A 23,202-nucleotide genomic window follows, 5' to 3' on the forward strand; every position below is an offset into this window, starting at 1 on the left:
CTAATGCTGATCTTAAATAAATTACCCCAAATGAAGACGCCATCTTACTTCTTTTTACTACTAATTACCTTTTTATTACCTGCTGCACTTTCTGCGCAAGTAAAAGAGGAAGTTAAGGACACTACTGCAAAGAAGATAATAAAGAAAAAGCCTGAACAAGAGAAATCTTCCTCGGAAAAGGATACGGTACTTTATAATAAGATAGAGGATTTTTCAAAGAAAAGTAAATTTACAAAACTATTGCACAAAGCCGTATTTGAACCAATTAGTAATAAAAGTTCAAACCCAATTCGGAAAGAAAGAAAACGGGAATATAAAAAATATGAAGGTAAAATCATTAGGTCTATTACCATCCAAACCTTAGATCCTTTTGGCTACTCTGTTACTGATACAACCAAAAAACCAAAAAATTGGGGTGAGGAAACCGGAAATAAATTACACCTAAAATCGAAAGAATTTGCTATTAAAAACTTAACGCTTTTAAAGAAAAACACACCTTTAGATTCATTAATTGTTAGAGAAACAGAACGTTTGATACGGAAGCAGCGCTTTGCCAGTGAAGTACATATAACAGCCAGTTTAGCTAGTGCAAAATCAGATTCGATTGATGTTACCATTAGAGTATTAGATTCTTGGAGTATAATTCCTAAAGGATCGATATCACCAAGCCGAACTCGTTTTGAAATATTAGATCGAAACTTTTTTGGAACTGGAAGCGAATTTGAAAATGAAATAGTTACCGAAAATGAAAGTGGAAATACAGGATATCGCACAAAATTAGTGATACCTACGATAAAAAACTCGTATGTAAGAACGACTTTATCGTACCGCTATAATATTGATGAAAGCTATGGTAAAAGCATAAACGTTGAACGAAATTTCTATTCTGCCTTTACAAAATATGCAGGTGGAATCTATGTTGATCAGCAATTCAATAAAGACTCTCTACAAAATAGCGCAGGTGAATATGCAATGCAAAATTTTAGATACAATTCAATTGATGTTTGGGCTGGACGTGCTTTCTCTATTTTTGATGGAAGAAGTGAAACTGCCAGGACTACAAATCTTATTTTAGCTACAAGATACTTACACACCAATTTTGACGAGACTCCTGCCGAAGCGTTTGATCCTATAAATTATTACAGTGGCGAAAACTTTGCACTTTTAGGAATCGGGTTGTCTTCCCGACAGTTTGTGGAAGATGAATACTTATTTAATTATGGAATTACGGAGGATGTTCCCGTGGGAAAAATTTACAATATTACCGCAGGTTATCAGCGAAAAAACGAGTTGGGACGCTATTACTTAGGCAGTCGATTTTCCTTTGGAAACTACTACAAATTTGGTTATTTCAGTGTTAATTTTGAATACGGCACTTTCTTTAAAAAGAAGCGTTTAGAACAGTCTGCGTTAACTATTCAAGCAAATTATTTCACCAATTTAATTACTTTGAGTAACGATTGGAAAATGCGTCAGTTTATAAAACCACAAGTAGTTTTAGGTTGGAACCGATTACAAAGCAATGGAGATTATGTAACTATCAATGAAAGTAGTACATTTCAAGGCGATTATGGGGCAGGATTTGATGGCACAAATTCGTATGGTTTACAAGGCTATGATACTAACATTTTCGGAACTAAGAAAGTAATTATTTCTTTGCAAACGCAATTTTATGCGCCTTGGAACTGGATCGGTTTTCGATTTAATCCGTACGTAAATGTTACAGGGGCAATTTTAGGAAGCCAAGATTCCAGCCTTTTAAAAAGCAAATTATATTCTTCGTTAGTTGTTGGCGTTATCATAAGTAATGATTATTTAGTTTTCAATTCATTCCAATTTTCATTGGCGTATTATCCGTCCATTCCGGGACAAGGAACTAATATATTCCAAACCAATTCCTATCAAACTACTGATTTTGGCTTTCAAGATTTTGAATTGGGAAAACCACGAACAATATTATATGAGTAGAACCTCAATTTCTAATGTAATGTTAAAGGTTTTTCAAATCATTTCAAACTTTTATTAAATACCTATATTTGGCATTCTAACCACATATTTTTTTAGAATGCACGTACGCTCTACCCTATTAATAATAACGTTTTTCTTTCTATCCAGTCAAATTCAAGCGCAAGCACCCGCTAAACCCAATTCAGCTGAAATTTACGCTAAAATCGAAAAATTGAATTTTCTTGGTTCTGTTCTTTACGTAGCAGCCCATCCTGACGATGAAAATACTCGATTAATTTCATACATGGCCAATGCACAAAAAGCCAGAACAGGTTATCTATCACTTACAAGAGGTGATGGAGGTCAGAATTTAATTGGTCCCGAACTGCGTGAATTTCTTGGAGTAATCCGTACGCAAGAATTAATTGAAGCTCGAAAAGTAGATGGTGGCGAACAATTTTTTTCACGTGCAAATGATTTTGGTTATTCTAAAATTCCAACTGAAACTTTAAAAATTTGGAATGAAAAAGAAGTTTTAGGTGATATGGTTTACATCATTCGAAAATTTCAACCGGATGTAATTATCAATCGCTTTGATTACAGAACTCCAGGAACCACACATGGTCACCACACATCATCAGCAATATTAGCGCAACAAGCATTTGATTTAGTAAATGATAAGAACAGTTATTCCGATCAATTGAACTTGGTGCAAACCTGGCAACCCAAACGCATGTACTTCAATACTTCATGGTGGTTTTACGGCACAAAGGATAAATTTGATTCGGCAGATAAAACCAATTTAGCAAACCTGACCACAGGCGTTTATTACCAAAGTTTAGGGAAATCCAATCAAGAAATCGCTGCTTTAAGTAGAAGTCGCCATCAGTCTCAAGGCTTCGGAACTTTCGGGGTTAGAGGAGATGATATGGAATATTTAGAATTTATCAAAGGTGAAAAACCAAAGGTACCCACAAATTTATTTGAAGGCATTGATACTTCATGGAACCGCGTGGAAGGCGGAAAAACAGTTGGTAATTTAGTGGACAAAATTATAAAAGAGTATAATTTTAAAAATCCATCGGCTAGCATTTCTGATTTGGTAAAGGCTTATCAAATGATTCAAAATTTAAAAAATGACCATTGGAAAGAGTTAAAATCTAAAGAAATTAAGGACATTATTGCATCATGTGCAGGATTGTATTTAGAAACAGTTGCCGAAAATCAATCTGCGACACCCGATTCTGACATTAATTTAAATGTGGAAGCCGTAAATAGAAGTGCAGTATCCATGACATTAGAAAGCTTAACTACATTACCCGAAAATGTAATTTCAACTCAAAACATCGTATTAAAAGACAATGTAAACGAAAGTATTTCTTTAAAAATTCATATTCCAAAATCAACTGAATTTACCGCTCCATATTGGTTAAAAGAGCAAGGAACGGTCGGAATGTATCGTGTAGACGATCAGAAAAATATTGGTAAACCTGATATTATTCGTGATGTTAAAACCGTTTTTAATATCAAAATTAACGATGTTCTCATCCCTTTTGAGCGAACCGTAATATATAAATTTAACGATCCCGTTGCTGGGGAAGTGTATCGTCCATTTGATATTGAGCCTTTAGTAAGTACAAGTTTTACGGATAAAGTGAAAATATTTAGTTCAAATAATAGACAGAATGTGACCGTAAAAGTACACGCTGGAGCAGCAAATTTAAAAGGTACATTAAAATTAGATGTGCCAAAAGAATGGATGGTAAATCCTGAAACTATTCCTTTTTCAATAGCTTTAAAAGGAGAGTCAAAAACATATACTTTTGAAGTTACACCTCCAAAATCTAGCAACGAAGTAAATGTGAAGGCAATAGCGGTGGTGAATGATCAAATTTTTGACAAAGAAAAAATCATGTTGACGTACAACCATATTTCCCACCAACAAGTTCTTCAGCCTTCAGTGGCAAAATTCATAAAATTAGACATCAAAACTGGAACTGAAAAAATTGCATACATCATGGGAGCTGGAGATGAAGTTCCTGTGAGTTTACAAAACATGGGCTACTCCGTGACTATTGTTAAACCGGCAGAAATTTCAGCAGAAAACTTGCAGAGATTTGACGTCATCATGTTGGGAATCCGAGCGTATAATACTGTTGAAGAATTAGAATTTAAACAAGCGATTTTGCTGGATCTAGTTGAAAAAGGCAAAACCATGATTGTACAATACAATACTACGGGCAAATTAGTGACCAATAACTTAGCGCCATTTCCATTGAAATTGTCACGCGATCGCGTAACCGAAGAAGATGCAAAAGTCACATTTTTAGCACCAGCTCATCCGGTTTTAAACACACCAAATAAAATTACTTCAAAAGATTTTGAAAATTGGGTACAAGAACAAGGATTATATTATCCAGATCAGTGGGACAAAGCATTTGTTCCTATAATTTCTTCGCACGACGAGAATGAAACACCAAAAAACGGTGCCTTATTAGTGGCTCCTTTCGGAAAAGGATATTATATTTACACAGGATTAAGTTTCTTTAGAGAATTACCTGCCGGAGTTTCTGGAGCACACCGACTTCTTGCCAATTTAATCAGTCTTAAAAACGAAAAATAATTCATGGGAGAGCCAAAAATAAAGACGTGGAAAAAAAACTACACTTTGGTGCTGGTTGCCAATGCGGTTTATATTCTAATTTTTTACATTATAATGACTTACTTTTCCTAGATTATGCAAGAATTAGATTGGATCATACTGATATGTACATTGTCATTTATCGTTTTATACGGCGTTTGGAAAACCAAAGGCAGTAAAAATGTAAACGACTATATTTTAGGGAACAACGAAACACCTTGGTATACCGTTGGAATCTCTGTTATGGCAACACAAGCCAGCGCGATTACTTTTCTTTCTACACCTGGACAAGCCTTTAATGATGGAATGGGTTTTGTGCAATTTTACTTTGGATTACCCATTGCTATGGTCGTCATCTGCTACACGTTTATTCCGATTTATCATAAATTAAAAGTTTACACGGCCTACGAGTATTTGGAACAACGTTTTGACTTGAAGACGCGCTCTTTAGCTGCAATTTTATTTTTAATTCAGCGTGGTTTAGGAACGGGATTAACCATTTATGCTCCAGCCATAATTCTTTCTACCATCTTGGGTTGGGATTTAACCAACACCATTATTGTAATCGGAACTTTAGTTATTATTTATACTTTTACCGGTGGTACAAAAGCGGTAAATGTGACACAAAAGCAGCAAATGTTCATCATTATGTCGGGAATGTTTATCGCTTTTTACTTAATTTTAAGCTATTTGCCTGAAGAAGTCACTTTTTCAAATGCATTGCAAATTGCCGGAGTAAATGATAAAATGAACATCATCGATTTTTCTTTTGATACCAAAAGTAGGTACACGTTTTGGAGCGGAATAACGGGTGGTTTCTTCCTAGCACTCTCCTATTTTGGAACCGATCAATCGCAAGTCCAACGCTATTTATCCGGAAAATCCATTCGTGAAAGTCAAATGGGTTTAGTCTTTAATGGATTGATGAAAGTACCGATGCAGTTCTTTATCCTGTTAACTGGAGTAATGGTGTATGTGTTTTTTCAATTTCAAAGTTTGCCCATCAATTTCAATCCCAACAGCAAAGCAACTATTGAAAATTCAATTTATGCCGAAGAATACAAACAACTTGAGCAAAATTTAGTTAAGGTATCTGCTGAAAAGAAAGACGTGACTTTAGCTTACGCCACTCAATTGAACATTGACCGCGAAAATAAAGTTTTGAAAAGTCGAATTATTGCCTTGAATGAAAAAGAGAAAAGCATTCGTGATGAAGCAAAAGTAATGATTGGTAAAGCAAATGAAAAAGGCAAAACAAGTGATGCCGATTATGTTTTCATGCACTTTATTATTAACTTCTTACCCAAAGGAATGATCGGTCTTTTATTGGCCGTAATTATGTCCGCTGCAATGTCTTCCACCGCTTCAGGATTGAGTTCACTTGCTTCTACCACAGTTATTGATATTTACAAACGTAATATAAAGACTGAAAAATCGGATAAGCATTTTGTAAATGCGTCCAAGTTGTTCACAATTATGTGGGGTGTTATAGCAATCCTATTTGCTTGTTTTGGAACATTATTTGAGAATTTAATTCAGCTGGTTAATATCATCGGTTCTATTTTTTACGGAACGGTATTGGGAATTTTCTTAGTTGGATTCTATGTGAAATACGTTAAAGGTAAAGCTATTTTTTGGGGTGCTGCTTTAAGTCAGCTGACCATCTTTTTTATCTACTATTTCACCATTCACATCTATCCTAGTGGACAAGAAAAGTTAGGTTATTTATGGCTTAACTTCATCGGAGCTGTTCTGACGTTAATTTTATCTGTTCTATTTCAGATGATTTTTAAAGATGAAATTCCCGAAGAACCAACATTGGTAGAAGCTAAATAAACTCCCGTCATTAACTTGATTATATAGTTGAACTTTTAAGGTGCTAAAGATATTAAATTGCATCAAAACAATTGATGTACAATGCTTTAATTTTACTTTTTATACAAAGTAAGGCGTAAATGACGCCTATCAATTACATTGAGAAATGTTAAATCATTTTCATTGTTAAAGTTCAAAGCTGTACTTTTACCTTTGTACAACAAGCATTGTTGGACTATTAAATATATTTAAAATTCAAGAAAAATGAGCACAACTCAAGTAAAAGCATATGGTGCTGCAGATAAAGACGCTGATTTAAAAAAAATGAGCATCGAAAGACGAGCAGTAACCGCTACGGATATTGAAATAGAAATTTTATATTGTGGTGTATGTCACTCCGATCTACATACCGCTCGAAACGATTGGGGAGGAACCCTATATCCCACCGTTCCCGGACATGAAATTGTTGGTCGAATCACACAAGTCGGAAGCGAAGTAACAAAAATGAAGGTGGGCGACTTAGCTGGTGTAGGCTGTATGGTGGATTCGTGCCAAACTTGCGATAACTGCAAGCAAGATCTAGAACAATATTGCTCAAACGGTTGGGTAGGAACGTACAATGGCGAAGATAAACATTCAGAAGGTTACACTTTTGGAGGTTACTCTGAAAAAGTGGTAGTGGATCAAAATTTTGTTTTAAAAGTCCCAACAAACTTAAATTTAGCAGCAGTTGCACCTTTACTTTGTGCAGGAATAACTACGTGGTCGCCTTTAAAACACTGGAAAGTAGGTAAAGGTAGTAAAGTAGCCGTTGTAGGTTTAGGAGGATTGGGACACATGGCTATAAAATTAGCTAAAGGTTTAGGTGCTGAAGTCACACTTTTTTCAAGATCTACTGATAAAATCAGCGATGCAAAGGAATTAGGTGCTGATACCGTTATTATTTCCACAGATGAAAATCAAATGGTTTCTGTAAATAATCGCTTTGACTTGATTATTGATACAGTTCCTTACGTTCACGATATCAATCCGTACGTTTCGACTTTAAATGTCAATGGAACTATAGTTTTAGTAGGATATCTTGGACCATTAGATCCCTTTTTAAATTCTGTTCCGATGATTTTAGGCCGCAAATCGGTGGCAGGGTCACTAATTGGAGGAATTGCAGAAACACAAGAAATGCTTGATTTCTGTGGTGCTAACAATATCGTTTCTGACATCGAGCTTATTAAAATGGAAGACATCAATACTGCTTACGAACGTATGTTAAAAAGCGATGTAAAATACCGCTTTGTAATTGATATGGCGTCTCTTAAATCTTAAAAACGCATCCTTTATTTTCTATGGAAAGTACTTTTTATTAATAACAAACCCTTTAAATTTTACAATTTGAAGGGTTTGCTTTTTAAAATGATGTCACTCTAGATATAACCTGCAAAGTGCAGTCATAAAAAAAACCGTCTCAACAATTGAGACGGTTTTTCATACTTAAAGAAATGAAAAAAATTATTTCTTGCTCCATTCAGCAATACTGTCTTTATTCATTTTTACGTAATCGTTATTTTTCGCTGTTTCAGCAGCTGCAAGAGAAAGTTTTGCTGTTTCAATAGCTCCTTTTTTGTCTCCTAATTTTGCTTGAATCAATGATTTTTGTCTCAACTGCCAAAACGGTTTTGCATCATTCATAGTCAACGCTTTGTCTACATATTCCAATGCTTTTTTCATGTCGCCATTTGATTGGAAATAATACGTTCCTGCTGCATAGTAATCTGCTGCATTTGGTCCGTCCAAAGCTTTAGCGATGCTTGCCATTGCAATTTTATCTGTTGGAACTTCTACTTTCACCGCTACCAATGTTTTCTCCCAAGAAATTTCAAGGTGTCCAAAATTGTTATCCAAGTTATTCATAGCAATCGTAAACGTCTCCAATCTGTTGTTCAACATTTGTGGTTTAGCCGTTGTTTTTAAAGCCACTTTCGACTCATCCATATTTTCTGGAGTTCCCCAGTTGTCTGTATCTGTGTAGAACATGATATCCCAATTGTCCGCTTTAGGAACAGTAAAAATGGCATATTTTCCTTTAGGCAACATTTTTCCATCAATCATTACATCATCCGAAAAAGTAACAATTGAATTCGCATTTGCACCCGTTCTCCATAATTTTCCAAAAGGAACTAAATCGCCAAAAATGGTTCTTCCTTTTGCACTTGGTCTGCTGTAATCAATAGAAACGTCAGTCATTCCTACCATTTGAGAAACCATCGCTTTTGGACTTGGTTGAGGAGTTTTTACTTGGGAAAATCCAGTTGAACAAACAACTGCCATTAATAAAGTTGTAAGTAATTTTTTCATGCTTAATATCTTAAAAAGTTAGTGCTCAAAGATAGCATTCTTATGGAATTATAAAAGTTAAAATAAACCCAAAATGAATATTATGTTTAACCAAATACGTCAAAAGTTAAACATTATTTGTACTTTTACCAAAATTATTATTCGATGATTTATACAAAAAGTAGTACACAAAGATTACCTATTTCTATGGACGTGGCGTGGGAATTTCTTTCTAATCCAAGAAATTTAAAAACCATTACACCCGATTACATGAGTTTCAATATCATTTCTGGCGCAGATAGAAAAATGTATGCGGGACAAATAATTCAGTATATTGTAACTCCGGTGTTAGGCATCAAGGCCAAATGGGTTTCTGAAATTACGCAAGTTGTGGAAAAAGAATATTTTATTGACGAACAACGGTTTGGACCGTACGCATTTTGGCACCACAAACATTTCATCAAAGAAATTGAAGGCGGCGTGGAAATGGAAGACATCATTGATTATAAAGTACCAATGGGAATTCTTGGCCAAATGGTGCATCCTTTTTTGGTTCAACCAAAATTAGAAGAGATATTTGAATACCGAAGAAAAAAATTAATAGAGCTTTTTGGCGAATTAAAATAGAACTAAAGATGAAAAATATATTATTAATAGGAGGATCACACGGAATTGGACTTGAAATTGCAAAAAACTTAAGTGCAACTCATAACATCATAGTTGCATCAAGAACAGCGGAGCATTTAGGCGACATGAATTTAAAACACATCACATTTGACGCTTCAACAGATACTTTAGATTTATCTGCCTTGCCAGAATCCTTAGATGGATTTGTATATTGTCCGGGAAGTATCAATTTAAAACCGTTCAAGAATTTAAAAATAGAGCAGTTTCAAGAAGATTTGGAGATTAATTACATTTACATGGTCAAGATTTTCCAAACTATTTTACCAAAATTATTAGCGTCTCCCCAAGCTAGTGTTGTTTTATTTAGTAGTGTTGCCGCAAGTACAGGAATGCCTTTCCACTCCAGTATAGCTGGTGCTAAAGCTGCTGTAGAGGGTTTTGCAAAAGCAGTTGCTGCCGAATTTGCACCCAAAATTAGAGTAAATACGATCGCTCCATCAATTACGAACACGCCGTTAGCCGATAAATTCTTAAATTCGGACGTGAAAACAGAACGTGCTGCCGAAAGACATCCTTTGAAAAAAGTAGGACAACCGCAAGATATTGCGCAAATGGCACAATTTTTACTTAGTGATAACGCCTCTTGGATCACCGGACAAGTTTTTCACGTGGACGGCGGAATGTCTACTTTAAACCTATAAAATACAACAAAATGACGATTTTTTGGTTCAGACGCGATTTACGATTAGACGACAACCACGGGTTATTTGAAGCTCTATCTACTTCAGAAGCCGTTCTCCCTATTTTTATTTTTGACAAAATGATTTTAGACGAACTGCCAAAGGACGATGCTCGAGTGACTTTTATTCATGAGAGTTTAGTCGGTATTAATACTAAATTGCAAAAAGTTAACAAGTCATTGGCTGTTTTTTATGGAAATCCAGAGGAAGTTTGGGAACAAATTACATCTGAAAACGACATAAATGCAGTGTACACCAATCACGATTATGAACCTTATGCGTTGAAAAGAGATGCAAAACTAAAATTGTATTTTGAACAAAAGGGAATTTCGTTTCAGACTTACAAAGACCAAGTTATTTTTGAAAAAAATGAAGTGGTAAAAGACGACGGTTTACCCTACGTTGTGTATACTCCATTTTCAAACAAGTGGAAAGAAAAACTGAAAAACAATCCCATTGAAAATTACAACTCTGAGGGATTTTTAGAAAAGATAACAATGCACTCCTATCCTTTTCTGAACTTGGCTGACTTCGGATTTGAATCTTCAACAATTAAAGTTAAGCCGTATGATATTTCTAAAAAAGTAATTGAAAATTATAATGATACTCGAAATTTTCCAGCGGTAGATCAAACTTCTTATGCCAGTGTTCATTTGCGTTTTGGCACAATCAGTACACGAAAGTTGGTCCAATATGCAGCAAAATTCCAACAGGAAACCTATTTAAAAGAGTTGATTTGGCGCGAATTCTTCATGCAAATTTTGTGGCATTTTCCGCATACGGTGCATCAAAGTTTCCGACCTAAATACGACGCAATTCAATGGAAAAATGATGAGAAATTATTTAAAAAATGGTGTCAAGGTAAAACTGGATATCCAATAGTCGACGCTGGAATGCGGCAATTGAACAAAACCGGCTACATGCACAATCGAGTTCGCATGGTTGTGGCTAGTTTCTTAACCAAGCACTTGCTCATTGATTGGCGTTGGGGCGAAACGTATTTTGCACAAAAACTATTGGATTACGAACAATCAAGTAATGTAGGAAATTGGCAATGGGCTGCCGGATCTGGAGTGGATGCTGCACCTTATTTTCGCATTTTTAATCCTACAGAGCAAGTCAAAAAATTTGACAAAGATTTGAAATACATTAAAAAATGGGTACCTGAATTGGAAACGCTTCATTATCCAAATCCAATTGTTGATCATAAACAAGCCCGAGAACTTTGTTTGAAAACGTATAAAGAAGCTGTTGGTTAATGCTTATTTAACCTTACTTTTCATTAGTTATACCACCTAATTTTAAACGCTAATTTCTCGAATTGTATCGTAATTCAGTTCCTTATAATTATAAATAATTTTGTCCGCTAAGGATTGATTTTGAGAGTCAACTCCAGACGCTTTGTAAGCAATACAATACACTCCTGCCGCATTTGCTGCCTTAATTCCGTTCGTACTGTCTTCAATGATAATGCATTCTGAAGGTGAATTTTCTGACAATTCAACTGCTTTTAGGAAAATAGCTGGATTTGGTTTTGATTCTGGAAAATCTGCACCGCTAACTTTGTACGAAAAATAAGTGTGCAAGTCAAATCGGTCAAAAATGGCATTGATAATTTCCATCTCAGAGGAAGAAGCCACAATGATTTGCATGCCTTTTTGATGCAAATCGACAATGAGTTCCTTTACGCCGTCAATTAAATCATGTGTTGAATCACTTTTAAATGCGTTTACAAATAATCTGTTTTTTTCGGCAATTAGCTCTGAAACATCTTCGTGTAACTGAAATTTAGTCTTTAGTTTTTGGTAAATCATTTTATTCGAACTTCCTGTGAAAGTGGCAAACAATTCGTCTGAAACTTCGATATTCAAATCTTTAAATTGCACTTTGCAAACCTGATGGTGCAGGGGTTCACTATTTACCAAAACACCATCCATATCAAAAATTACCGTTTTTATCAAAATAAATTATTTAGTTGAAGTTTCTAATTTGTGTCAAAGTCAGTTCGTCAAAGTGATTTACGATGATATTTGCTTTGGATAAGTCCTGCATTTTAGAGTGTTCGCTATTGTAGCCTACGCAGAAAATTCCAGCACCAACCGCCGCTTCAATACCGTTCCAACTGTCTTCGATTACGATACAATCGCCTTTTGGAAATTTGGATAAACGTGCAGCATGTTCAAAAATAGCAGGATGCGGCTTACTTTTAGGAAAATCCTCACCGCTCACAATGTGCGAAAAATATTGGTGCAACTGAAAGCGTTTAAATACACGATCGATAGTAACTTTAGACGCTGAAGAAGCTACAATTAGTTCAAAACCATCTGCATGCAAGGTCTGAATCAAATTTTCAACACCTTCAATCAAGCATAAATCTTCTTTGGTGTCAAAAGCATCGTTGAAAATAGCTCTTTTACGTTGAATTAAATCTTCCACTTCATGATTGATTTCAAAAGTAGCCTTTAATTTTTGGAATACATTCCGAGTCGAATTTCCGGTATAAGTAGCAAACATTTCGTCCGTAACTACTACGTTAAGTTCGTCAAAATGTTTAAAATAAGCATAGCGATGAACCGGTTCTGTGTCAACGATGACGCCATCCATGTCAAAAATTATAGTATTAATCATGTGAAAAAAGTGTTGTAGTTAGAAGCGGCAAATTTACACTTTAATAAATCAACTCACAAGAATCAAAGTTTGAGAATTTGACCTAGCAAAAAAAAGCCTGAATCTCTAATTATTCAGGCTTTGTATGGTTCAAAATTTGGTTTTAATCTATTGAAAAACTTCTTCTAATTGTCCATCAAAACTGGCAAAAACCATAGAAGGATGTGAATCTTGGTGAAAAATAGTACCTTCTTTATCAATGGCAATTGCTCCCGCAAATCCGTCAATGGGTGTCAATTCCTGAAACGTTTTTGCAAACGCCTCTTTAATCGAAAATCCATCCGTAACCCGTGTAACAATTTTTGCTGCAACTGCACCACTTACAATATCTTCACCAACACCTGTTAAGCTTACGCCGCAAAATGCATTTGCGTAATTTCCAGCTACCGTTGCCGAATCTGAAATACGACCCGGAACTTCAAATCCCTTTCCTCCCGTTGAAGTGGCTACCGCAATTTTGCCGTCTTTATCAAAAGCAACGCAGCCCACGGTTCCTTGACCATTTCCTTCTAGTTTCGCCTCATATTCTGATCTTCTTTGCGGAATTTCTGTAGAGTATACTTCAAATCCATTTTTGCGAGCAAAAGCAGTTGCACCACTTCCACCCAACATTTTATCTTCGCAATCCAAAAGTTGTTCTGCAACAAAAACTGGATTTTTTACCTCTTCTATATTGATCACACCACACATTTTTAAAGAACTTCCATCCATTATAGAAGCACTCATTCTGATCTTTCCGTCACTTTGAATTTGAGAACCAATTCCAGCATTGAACAGCGGGTCGTTTTCGAGTAAACTTACGGTGTATACAACTGTTTGCAATGCAGAATGATTTTCCATGTAAGAAAATCCGTCCTTAACTATACGTAAAAGTGCTTCCTGTTTGGCAATTTTAGTCTCGTTGCTAGTTGATGATTCCGAAAAAAAACCGCCGTGAATAATTATTTTCATAATAAAATTTTAAATGTAAAGGCACTTAATTCAATTCTGAATCCTTAATCGTCTGTTGGAACGCCTAAATCATCCGCATATTGCGACGTATGAATGTGCATTTTGTGCGTCGTTAAATCATACGTATCAAATTTACTCAAAACATGCGTTACCAGATGATTGATTGAAATAGGTTTGCCCAATTCAATTTGAGTCAAGTTGGTATCCTTAATTTCGCGTCCGTCAACCAAAATAACCAGTCCTGAACCGATAGCCTCCATCGTTACGTTATTGGTAATCAAAAGTCCTGTATCTTCACCCAAACCAATACCTAAAATTCTTGGATTACTGACCACTGACTGAAATAACCTTCCGATTCTACCTCTTTGTACAAAGTGCGTATCGATGATTACACCACCAATTAATCCCATTCCTCCCGTAATTTTCACTTCACCTTTAAGTAAAGCTTCACCACTACTTCCTTGATAAATCATGTTATTTGAAGCAGCTGCGGCACCAGCTGAAGTTCCAGCATAGATGAATTCTTCGGTTTGGTATTTCTTTAATAACAAATCTTGAAAAAGAGTTCCACCTAAAATTGAAGTCAATCGCAATTGATCTCCACCGGTTACCATAATCACATCGGCAACCTCTAATCGTTTGATAATTTCAGGATCTGCAGCTTGTTCTCTCTTTGTAATATCAAAAACGCCTACATTTTTGGCACCCAAATGCGCCAAGGCTTTGACATATTCTGCTCCAACTTCTTTTGGAATTTTTGAAGCCGTAGTTAATATTTCAATTCTTGATTCGTTATTATGTTTTGATTCTTCAATAAGTCTTCTTAAAATTCCCGTTTCAAAAAAGTTAAGATTTTTAGTCACATCTTGATCAAAATGCCCCTCTGTAAAACTTCCTTTGTCAACTGCACCACCTATTATTATTAACTTTCCTTTGATATCCATGTGTTTTTCCTTAATTTGTAAAAGTAACGTATTTTTAAAAAACTCCAAATTTAAGCGTACCTTTTATGAACAATTCTCAATATAAAATGCCAATAATGCGGTTTGAGAAATCAATAGTGGAAAAAATTATGTTTGGCACAAAAAAAAAATAATTTATACGAATTAATATATTTTATTTAACTATTTTTCTAAAATAAAACTTTATCAAAATTAAAGCGGCAAAATAATACTTTCAATAACCCAAAATAAATGCAAATTCAATGAAAATTTTAAAAATTCAAGCTTTAAGAGGTCCTAACATATGGAGTATCTCGCGCAAAAAACTGATTCAAATGCGATTGGATTTGGAGGAAATCGAACAATTTCCTACCGATAAAATTGATGGATTTGCGGAACGAATCGAAACTATGTTTCCTACTATGTATGAACACCGATGTTCTGAAGGTGAAGCGGGCGGTTTTTTCTCTCGTGTAAGACGCGGTACTTGGATGGGACATGTTATTGAACATATTGCTTTGGAAATTCAAACATTAGCAGGAATGGAAACCGGCTTTGGTCGAACTCGTGAAACAAAAACTCCTGGTACATATAATGTTGTTTTCAGTTACACTGAAGAAACCGTTGGAATGTTTGCCGCTGAATCATCGGTACGAATTGCAGAGGCTTTAATAGCTGGAACCGAGTATGATTTAGAAGCAGACATACAAGAAATGCGTGAAATTCGAGAACGCGTTCGACTTGGGCCAAGTACAGGAAGTATTGTGGAAGAAGCGGTTGCAAGAGATATTCCGTGGATAAGATTGAGTACAAATTCATTGGTTCAATTGGGTTACGGAATCAATCAAATGCGTTTTCAAGCCACAATTACGTGCAAGACGAGTAACATCGCCGTTGATATTGCTTGCAATAAGGAAGAAACAAAACGAATGTTGGATCAAGCATCCGTGCCTGTTGCCCAAGGTAGCATTTGTGTTGATCTAGAAGATTTAGAAGCGACTGTGGCAAAAATTGGTTATCCAATCGTACTAAAACCTTTAGATGGAAATCATGGAAAAGGAGCTTCAATCAATATTACAAACTGGGAAGATGCCGCTGAAGGTTTGATTTATGCTCAAAAATACAGCAGACGTGTTATCGTTGAGAAATTTATCACCGGTTTTGATTTTAGAGTTCTAGTCATTGATAACAAACTTGTTGCAGCTGCTAAAAGAGTTCCCGCACATGTTATTGGTAATGGAAAATCGACTATTCAAGAGCTTATTGATGTTACCAATGAAGATCCGCGTCGTGGCTATGGACATGAAAATGTGCTGACTCAAATTGATGTGGACCGCGATACTTTGGATTTACTGAAAAAAGCAGAAATGACACTTGAGACTGTTGCAAATAATGGTGAAATTATCTATTTAAAATCAACAGCAAATTTAAGTACCGGCGGAACTTCAGTGGATGTGACTGATATGATGCATCCCGAAAACATATTTTTAGCAGAACGAATTTCAAGAATTATTGGCCTTGACGTTTGTGGTGTGGATATTATGGCTGAAAATTTAACCCAACCTTTGAAAGAAAATGGCGGTTGTATTTTAGAAGTAAATGCGGCACCAGGATTCAGAATGCACTTGGCTCCATCGGAAGGATTGCCAAGAAACGTTGCTGCACCCGTAATTGACATGCTGTATCCTCCGGGAAAACCAAGTAGAATTCCAATTATTGCTGTAACGGGAACCAACGGAAAAACAACTACGACCCGACTTTTAGCACATATTGTAAAAAATAATGGCTATAAAGTAGGTTTCACTACTTCCGATGGAATTTATGTACAAAATCATTTGATGGAAAAAGGCGACACTACGGGACCACTTTCGGCTGAATATATTTTGAAAGATCCAACAGTAGAATTTGCAGTATTAGAAACAGCTCGAGGTGGAATTCTACGATCAGGAATGGGTTTCAGTCGTTGTGATATTGCGGTAATTACCAACATCCAAGAAGATCATTTGGGTTTGAACGACATTCATAATTTAAAAGATTTGGCACGTGTTAAAAGTACAGTTGCCGAAAGTGTAAAAAAAGACGGTTGGGCGGTTTTAAATGCCGATGATCCAGAATGTGTAGAAATTGGATCCAAACTAAAATGCAATGTAGCTTACTTTAGCATGGACGAAGATCAGCCTTTTGTGAAAAAACTTTCTAAAGAAGGTAGAATTGTAGCTGTTTTTGAAAATGGATTTTTAACGGTTAAGAAAGGCGAATGGAAAATTCGTGTAGAACGCGTTTCCCATGTGCCACTTACACTTGGTGGTAAAGCAAAATTTATGATTGCAAATGCACTTGCAGCTACATTAGCCAGTTATTTGTGGGGATTCAAAACAGAAGACATCAGCCTTTCGTTACAAACTTTTATACCTGGAGTTGCACAAACGCCGGGACGAATGAATATTTTCGAATTCAAACGTTTCAAAGTATTAATCGATTTTGCACACAATCCTTCTGGATATTTAGGCGTGGAAGATTACTTGAGTTCAGTGGAAGCCAACAAAAAAATTGGAATTATAGCTGGCGTGGGTGACCGTCGCGACGAAGATATTATGGAATGTGCTAAAATTGCCGGCAGAATGTTTGACCATATCATCATTCGTCAGGAAAAACATTTAAGAGGTAGAACCGAACAGGAATTGATTGATTTAATTTTAGAAGGTATTGCTTTGAGTGGCAATAACGTGACTTATGAAATTATACCTAAAGAAGTGGAAGCCATCAGACATGCGATCAATAGTGCTGAAGAAGGTACTTTTATCACCGCTTTAAGTGATGTGGTTACAAATGCAATTGAAATTGTGCAACATTATTTGGACAAAGAAAATGAAGAAGGTGTAATTTAAAACATTCCTATAATGAATAACCATCACTTAAATCTCAATTATTTTAGAATGTTTAAGTGATGGTTTTTTATTTGAAAAAATTTAAGCTCTGCATTATTGATGCATGTCCTCGGATTTAATGCTGTACAATAAGATAATCTACGATTGAACTATTTCAACAGAATTTAGAGTGTTTTTCTGAAAGCAACTTGAAAATGTTCATGACTATTAAAACATAGAAATCACATCAACATTTAATCCTTTTTTTCCTTCCAAGCTTTAAATCGAATTAAAGTATTGGGGTCAATTGGTGGATAAATTCCAAAAATTGATTTTCCAGCTACAACTTCTTCCATTACAAAATTTTCAAATAAAGTCATTTGCAACGATTCTTCAGCTACATCATCGGCAATTTCTTGCGGGATAACAATTACACCTTCGTCATCTCCAACAATTACATCTCCTGGAAAAACAGCAACATCACCACAACCAATTGGCTCATTTAATGCAATAGCTTGATGCAAAATTAAATTTGTTGCAATACTCGTTCGTTGATGGTACGAGTGAATTTCGAGCGGTTCAATTTCACTAGAATCTCTAAAACCGCCATCGGTTACAATTCCAGCAACGCCGCGTTTCATTAGTCTTGTAATTAAAATAGAACCTGCAGAAGCCGCTCGAGCATCTTTTCTACTGTCAATTACAAGTACACTTCCTTCCGGACAGTCTTCGATAGCTACTCGTTGAGGATGTTTTAAATCCTCAAAGACTTTTAACGAATTAAGATCTTCTCGTGCAGGAATATAACGTAAAGTGTAAGCTTCTCCGACCATATTTCCTTTACCTTTTTTTAAAGGAAAAACATTTTGAATACAAAGGTTTCTAAATCCTCTTTTAAACAAACAAGTAGATAAAGTTGCGGTACTTATTTGTAGCAATTTTTCTCGCGTTTCTTGTCGTAATTTTTTCATTATTCTAAAAATTAACAGTTTTATTTTCCTAAATTCTTTTTTTATCCTACAAATATATATATATTTGGTAATCCAAACTGGTTAACCAATTTAATTTTTAATATGATTGCAAATAAATTACTCTTAATTCTCTTTACTTTCTTTATAATTAATTCAAATTCAATAGATACAAAACAGTTTCTTGTTAAAGATAAAAAAGAATTTAACGAAGCTGTAAAAAATGCTAAACCGGGCGATGAAATTATTTTAGCAAATGGAGTTTGGAACGATACTGAACTTGTTTTTAAACAAAAAGGAACCAAAGAACAACCAATAACACTTCGAGCAGAAGAAAATGGTAAGGTAATTTTAAGTGGTTTGTCAAATCTAAGTATTTCTGGTGAATACTTAATTATTAAAGGTCTCGTTTTTAAAAATGGCTTCACTCCTACTACTGAAGTTATTTCTTTTAGAACGAATAGTAAAAATTTAGCCAACAATTGCCGTCTTACTGAATGTGTGATTGATAATTACAGCAATCCTGAACGCCACGAGTCGGATTATTGGATATCGGTTTACGGAAAAAATAATCGAATCGACCACAACCACATAGAAGGTAAGCGAAATTTAGGTGTAACAATGGCAGTTCGCTTAAACTCTGTTGAAAGTCAAGAAAATAACCATAGAATTGACCATAATTACTTCGGACCACGACCTAATTTAGGTTCAAATGGTGGAGAAACGTTACGAATTGGAACGAGTCATTATTCGCTAACCAATTCTAAAACAGTTGTCGAATACAATTACTTTGACCGTTGCAACGGCGAACACGAAATCATTTCTAATAAATCAGGACAAAATACGTATCGATTCAATACTTTTTTTGAATGTACCGGAACGTTGACCATGCGTCATGGAAGTCAAACTCATGTGGAAGGAAACGTTTTTATTGGAAACAATAAACCCAATACAGGAGGAATTCGTGTTATTAATGGACAACAAACAGTGATTGACAACTATTTAATCGGATTGACAGGTTATCGTTTTAGAGGTGCTTTTGTAATAATGAATGGAGTTCCTAATTCAACCATCAACCGATACCATCAAGTAAAAGATGCCGTTGTTAAAAATAACACGTTTGTAGATTGCGATTATATTCAATTTTGTGCAGGAAGCGATGCAGAACGAAGCGCTACTCCAGAAACATCGTTCTTTGAAAATAATGTGGTTTTCAATCAAAAACGTGATTCTGTTTTCACTATTTATGATGACATCAGTGGAATTACTTTCGAAAAAAATATAATTTCTCCAAACGTTATTACTGGAATTGACAACGGTTTCAAGAAGTCAAAAATGACTTTAGTAAAAAACAAAATGGGTTATTTAGTCCCAAAATCCAAGGACATTAAAAAATTATTTGAAGTTAATAAAGATATTGCCACTAAAGAAAACACAGGTGCTAGCTGGTATTCGAAAGCGTATAAAGATGTTGCATTCAACTCGGGTAAAATCATAAAAGTTGCAGCTGGAATCAATACTTTATTTGATGCCGTAAAAGATTCCAATCCTGGTGATATTATTGAATTGACTTCATCCGAAGTTTATTTGGTTACCAAAACAATTTCACTGCAACATCCTATTACTATAAAAAGTACTTTGGATAAAAAACCAACACTTTTGTTCGAAAAGAAATCCTTTTTTCAAATTGAAAATGGCGGAAGTCTTTCCTTAGATGGCGTAATTATTGACGGTAAAGAATCTCCTGATTATGCTGGAAATGCTGTAATTACGACTAGTAAATATTCAATGACGCACAATTACACGATTCATATTAACAACTGTGTTTTTCAAAATTTAGATGTTAATCATACGTTCGATGTAATTCAAGTATTTAAAAATACGTTTGCAGATGAAATCAAAATTGAAAATTCAACATTCAAAAATATCAATGGAAACATCATGCTTTCTGATAAAGAAATTGACGATATTGGGGTTTACAATGCAGAAAATGTGATTTTGAAAAACAATATTTTTACAAACATTCAAGGTGCTGTTTTAAATTTATACCGTGGAGGAACGGACGAAAGTACGTTTGGACCCTATATAGAAGTGGACCATTGCGTTTTCAATAATGTAGGCTTTGGAAAAAGAAACAAAACGGAAAGCAGTATTTCCACTTATGGCGTTCAGGTAAATTACATTAAAAACTCTATTTTTGAAAATTGCAAACCCGTTAAAATGTATTTAGTAGTAGGCGAACCAATTGTTGAAATTGAAAATACAAATTTCTACAAAACAGCCGATATGCAAATCACAGGTGATCAAAAATTCAATACAAACAATATTACTAAAATAAATCCAAATTTTGAATCAGATGCTTCATTTAAGCTGAACCAAAATTCTCCTTTAAAAGGAAAAGCGACAGACGGATTAGATATTGGTTTACTTTCAAAATAAAAAATAATGATTGTTTTTAAAAATATAATTACCACATCTGCTTTTGTACTTTGTTGCTTATTTGGTATTCAAACTAAAGCTCAAAATCACCCCAATTTGATATTGACGAAGGCAAGTGTGGCAGAAATGAGAAGTCAACTCGGAAAAGTAGCACTTTTTGACAAAAGTCTTGCAGATGCAAAAACTGAAGTTGATGCTGTTATTTTGATAGGAATTATTGTGCCGATTCCGAAAGATATGGCGGGAGGTTTCACACATGAACAGCATAAAAAAAATTATACGATTCTTCAAAAAGCGGGTGTTTTATATCAGTTGACACAAGATGAAAAATATGCTGTTTACATTAAAAATATGCTTTTCGCTTATGCAAAAATGTATCCTACTTTACCTTTACATCCACAAGAACGCTCCTATGCGAGAGGAAAATTATTCTGGCAAGCCTTAAACGACGCCAATTGGTTGGTTTATGTAAGTCAATCATACGATTGTGTTTATGACTATTTATCTAAGAAAGACCGCATCTATTTGGAGAAAAACTTATTCAAACCTTTTGCTTCATTTTTATCTGAAGGCTCGCCACAATTTTTCAATAGAATTCACAACCACAGTACTTGGGGAAATGTAGCCGTTGGTATGATTGGTCTGGTAATGAATGATGAAAAATATGTTGATTATGCCTTGAATGGTTTAAAAATAGATAACATAAATCCAAATGCTAAAGACAATGACGGTGGGTTTATTAAAGTGGCAGGACAAAAAACGGGCTTTTTAGCCAACCTTGACGACCCGTTTTCACCTGATGGTTATTATACAGAAGGACCATATTACCAGCGTTATGCAATGTATCCCTTTATGACTTTTGCGGTAGCGCTGCAAAATAACCGACCTGATTTAGAAATATTTGACCATAAAAATGGCGTACTTATCAAAGCCGTTTACGCTTTACTGAATTTAACCAACTTCAATGGAGAGTTTTTCCCTTTGAATGACGCTCAAAAAGGAATGTCCATTTATTCTAAAGAATTAGTAACCGCTGTAGATATTGCATACTATTTCGGGAATAAAGACACTTCCCTCCTTTCGGTAGCTGCAAAACAAGGAAGAGTACAATTGGATGATGCCGGTTTCGCTGTTGCAAAAGCGATTCAGGAAAAAAAGCAAACTCCATTTATAAAAAAATCCCTGAATTTATCAGATGGTTCAGATGGAACACAAGGTGGAATCGGTATTTTACGTGCTCAAAAAGGCAGCGATGATTTTAGTTTGGTTTTAAAATACTGTTCACAAGGTTTGAGTCATGGGCATTACGACAAACTTTCGTTTTCTTTTTATAACAATGAAAATGAGATTTATCAAGATTACGGATTGGCTCGTTTTGTAAATATTGATCAAAAAAATGGCGGAGGTTATTTGAAAGAAAATAATTCTTGGGCCAAACAAACCATCGCTCATAATACAATTACGCAAGACGAAACTTCTCATTTTGACAATGATTTTGAAACGGGAAGTAAGTTTGCATCCGAACTAATTTATTTTGACAGCAGTAATCCAAAACAACAAGTAATTTGCAGCAAAGAAACTAATGCTTATCCTGATACCGAATTAAAACGTACCATGGCATTGTTAACGCTAGAAAATTTTGAAAACCCAATTTTGATTGATTTATTTTCTATTACTTCGAAATCAACCCATCAATATGATTTACCTTATTATTATTTAGGTCAAATGATTGATGCTAATTTCAAATATGAAACTCCAACAGTATTAGAACCTTTGGGAACTAAATTTGGGTACCAACATTTATGGAAAGTAGGTCATTCCACTTTGGAAAAAAATGAAACCACTCAGCTAACATGGCTTTCCAATTCGAAATTCAAGACAATAACAGCTGCATCTAAAAGTGGCGATGAAGTTATTTTTGCGAAAATTGGAGCCAACGACCCAAAATTCAATTTACGAAACAACCCAGCAATTATTTTCCGAAGAAAAAATGCCAAAGACACACGATTCTTAACAATTACAGAAACACATGGAAGTTATAGTCCAGTTACTGAAAGCGCTAAAAATGCATTCAGCAGTATTAAAGAATTGAAAATAATCCATGAAGACGAAAATTATGTGGTTGTTTCAATTTTAGATAAAAAAGACAAGAGTACACTCGTATTTTTAACGACAAGTAAAGCAGAATCAACTACAAAACATAATCTGACTATTGATACTAAAGAGTATGAATGGACGGGAACATTATTAATTAAAACTTTAGAATAA

Annotated in this window: 16 protein-coding genes; 10 read left to right on the forward strand and 6 right to left on the reverse strand. The window is 35.0% G+C overall.

Going from position 1 to position 23,202, the window contains the following annotated elements; all coding sequences use genetic code 11:
• The first annotated feature begins 30 nt into the window (after positions 1-30).
• The 4 genes from H602_RS0114900 to H602_RS0114915 all read left to right on the forward strand — a co-directional run bounded on the left by H602_RS0114900 (position 31) and on the right by H602_RS0114915 (position 7,726).
• On the forward strand, positions 31-1,968 hold the full coding sequence (locus H602_RS0114900; protein WP_245574954.1) for a hypothetical protein: 1,938 nt from the start codon (positions 31-33) through the stop codon (positions 1,966-1,968).
• Positions 1,969-2,065: 97 nt separating this feature from the next.
• Positions 2,066-4,570, forward strand: coding sequence for a PIG-L family deacetylase (locus H602_RS0114905; protein ID WP_026978728.1), 2,505 nt, complete (start codon positions 2,066-2,068; stop codon positions 4,568-4,570).
• Positions 4,571-4,684: 114 nt separating this feature from the next.
• Positions 4,685-6,424 carry a sodium:solute symporter family protein gene (locus tag H602_RS0114910; protein ID WP_026978729.1) on the forward strand — a complete coding sequence of 580 codons (1,740 nt, stop codon included), beginning with the start codon at positions 4,685-4,687 and terminating at the stop codon, positions 6,422-6,424.
• A gap of 243 nt (positions 6,425-6,667) precedes the next feature.
• On the forward strand, positions 6,668-7,726 hold the full coding sequence (locus tag H602_RS0114915) for an NAD(P)-dependent alcohol dehydrogenase (RefSeq protein ID WP_026978730.1): 1,059 nt from the start codon (positions 6,668-6,670) through the stop codon (positions 7,724-7,726).
• 183 nt (positions 7,727-7,909) lie between these two features.
• Here the strand turns inward: H602_RS0114915 and H602_RS0114920 are convergent, their stop codons facing one another.
• Positions 7,910-8,755 carry a DUF2911 domain-containing protein gene (locus tag H602_RS0114920; RefSeq protein WP_026978731.1) on the reverse strand — a complete coding sequence of 282 codons (846 nt, stop codon included), beginning with the start codon at positions 8,753-8,755 and terminating at the stop codon, positions 7,910-7,912.
• Positions 8,756-8,899: 144 nt separating this feature from the next.
• On the opposite strand from H602_RS0114920, the gene H602_RS0114925 reads away from it, so the two are divergent.
• The 3 genes from H602_RS0114925 to H602_RS0114935 are packed head-to-tail and all read left to right on the forward strand — an operon-like array spanning position 8,900 to position 11,360.
• Positions 8,900-9,361 carry an SRPBCC family protein gene (locus tag H602_RS0114925; protein ID WP_026978732.1) on the forward strand — a complete coding sequence of 154 codons (462 nt, stop codon included), beginning with the start codon at positions 8,900-8,902 and terminating at the stop codon, positions 9,359-9,361.
• An 8-nt stretch (positions 9,362-9,369) separates the two neighbouring features.
• Entirely contained in the window at positions 9,370-10,062 is a 693-nt protein-coding gene (locus H602_RS0114930) for an SDR family NAD(P)-dependent oxidoreductase (protein WP_035759757.1), read from the forward strand.
• An 11-nt stretch (positions 10,063-10,073) separates the two neighbouring features.
• Complete coding sequence (locus H602_RS0114935) at positions 10,074-11,360, forward strand: cryptochrome/photolyase family protein (RefSeq protein ID WP_026978734.1); 1,287 nt, start codon at positions 10,074-10,076, stop codon at positions 11,358-11,360.
• A 42-nt stretch (positions 11,361-11,402) separates the two neighbouring features.
• Here H602_RS0114935 and H602_RS0114940 read toward each other — a convergent pair whose 3' ends face one another.
• The 4 genes from H602_RS0114940 to H602_RS0114955 form a co-directional block, all read right to left on the reverse strand.
• The gene (locus H602_RS0114940; RefSeq protein ID WP_026978735.1) at positions 11,403-12,062 is read right to left on the reverse strand and encodes an HAD family hydrolase; all 660 of its coding nucleotides are present in this window, start codon (positions 12,060-12,062) and stop codon (positions 11,403-11,405) included.
• A gap of 10 nt (positions 12,063-12,072) precedes the next feature.
• Positions 12,073-12,729 (reverse strand): HAD family hydrolase, encoded by a 657-nt coding sequence (locus tag H602_RS0114945; protein ID WP_026978736.1) that lies wholly within the window; start codon positions 12,727-12,729, stop codon positions 12,073-12,075.
• 147 nt (positions 12,730-12,876) lie between these two features.
• Positions 12,877-13,719 carry an isoaspartyl peptidase/L-asparaginase gene (locus H602_RS0114950; RefSeq protein ID WP_026978737.1) on the reverse strand — a complete coding sequence of 281 codons (843 nt, stop codon included), beginning with the start codon at positions 13,717-13,719 and terminating at the stop codon, positions 12,877-12,879.
• A 44-nt stretch (positions 13,720-13,763) separates the two neighbouring features.
• Complete coding sequence (locus tag H602_RS0114955; RefSeq protein ID WP_026978738.1) at positions 13,764-14,663, reverse strand: cyanophycinase; 900 nt, start codon at positions 14,661-14,663, stop codon at positions 13,764-13,766.
• Positions 14,664-14,923: 260 nt separating this feature from the next.
• Between H602_RS0114955 and cphA the strand changes: the two genes are divergently transcribed.
• The gene (gene cphA / locus H602_RS0114960; RefSeq protein ID WP_026978739.1) at positions 14,924-17,548 is read left to right on the forward strand and encodes a cyanophycin synthetase; all 2,625 of its coding nucleotides are present in this window, start codon (positions 14,924-14,926) and stop codon (positions 17,546-17,548) included.
• Between the two features lie 233 nt (positions 17,549-17,781).
• On the opposite strand, the gene H602_RS0114965 is transcribed toward cphA, so the two are convergent.
• Positions 17,782-18,498 (reverse strand): ribonuclease activity regulator RraA, encoded by a 717-nt coding sequence (locus tag H602_RS0114965; protein ID WP_026978740.1) that lies wholly within the window; start codon positions 18,496-18,498, stop codon positions 17,782-17,784.
• 102 nt (positions 18,499-18,600) lie between these two features.
• Here H602_RS0114965 and H602_RS0114970 point away from each other — a divergent pair, with 102 nt between their 5' ends.
• Both H602_RS0114970 and H602_RS0114975 read left to right on the forward strand, forming a co-directional pair.
• Positions 18,601-20,934 (forward strand): polysaccharide lyase 6 family protein, encoded by a 2,334-nt coding sequence (locus H602_RS0114970; RefSeq protein WP_026978741.1) that lies wholly within the window; start codon positions 18,601-18,603, stop codon positions 20,932-20,934.
• Between the two features lie 6 nt (positions 20,935-20,940).
• The gene (locus tag H602_RS0114975; RefSeq protein ID WP_026978742.1) at positions 20,941-23,202 is read left to right on the forward strand and encodes a heparinase II/III domain-containing protein; all 2,262 of its coding nucleotides are present in this window, start codon (positions 20,941-20,943) and stop codon (positions 23,200-23,202) included.

This window comes from Flavobacterium tegetincola DSM 22377 (assembly GCF_000425485.1).
Taxonomy (GTDB): domain Bacteria; phylum Bacteroidota; class Bacteroidia; order Flavobacteriales; family Flavobacteriaceae; genus Flavobacterium; species Flavobacterium tegetincola.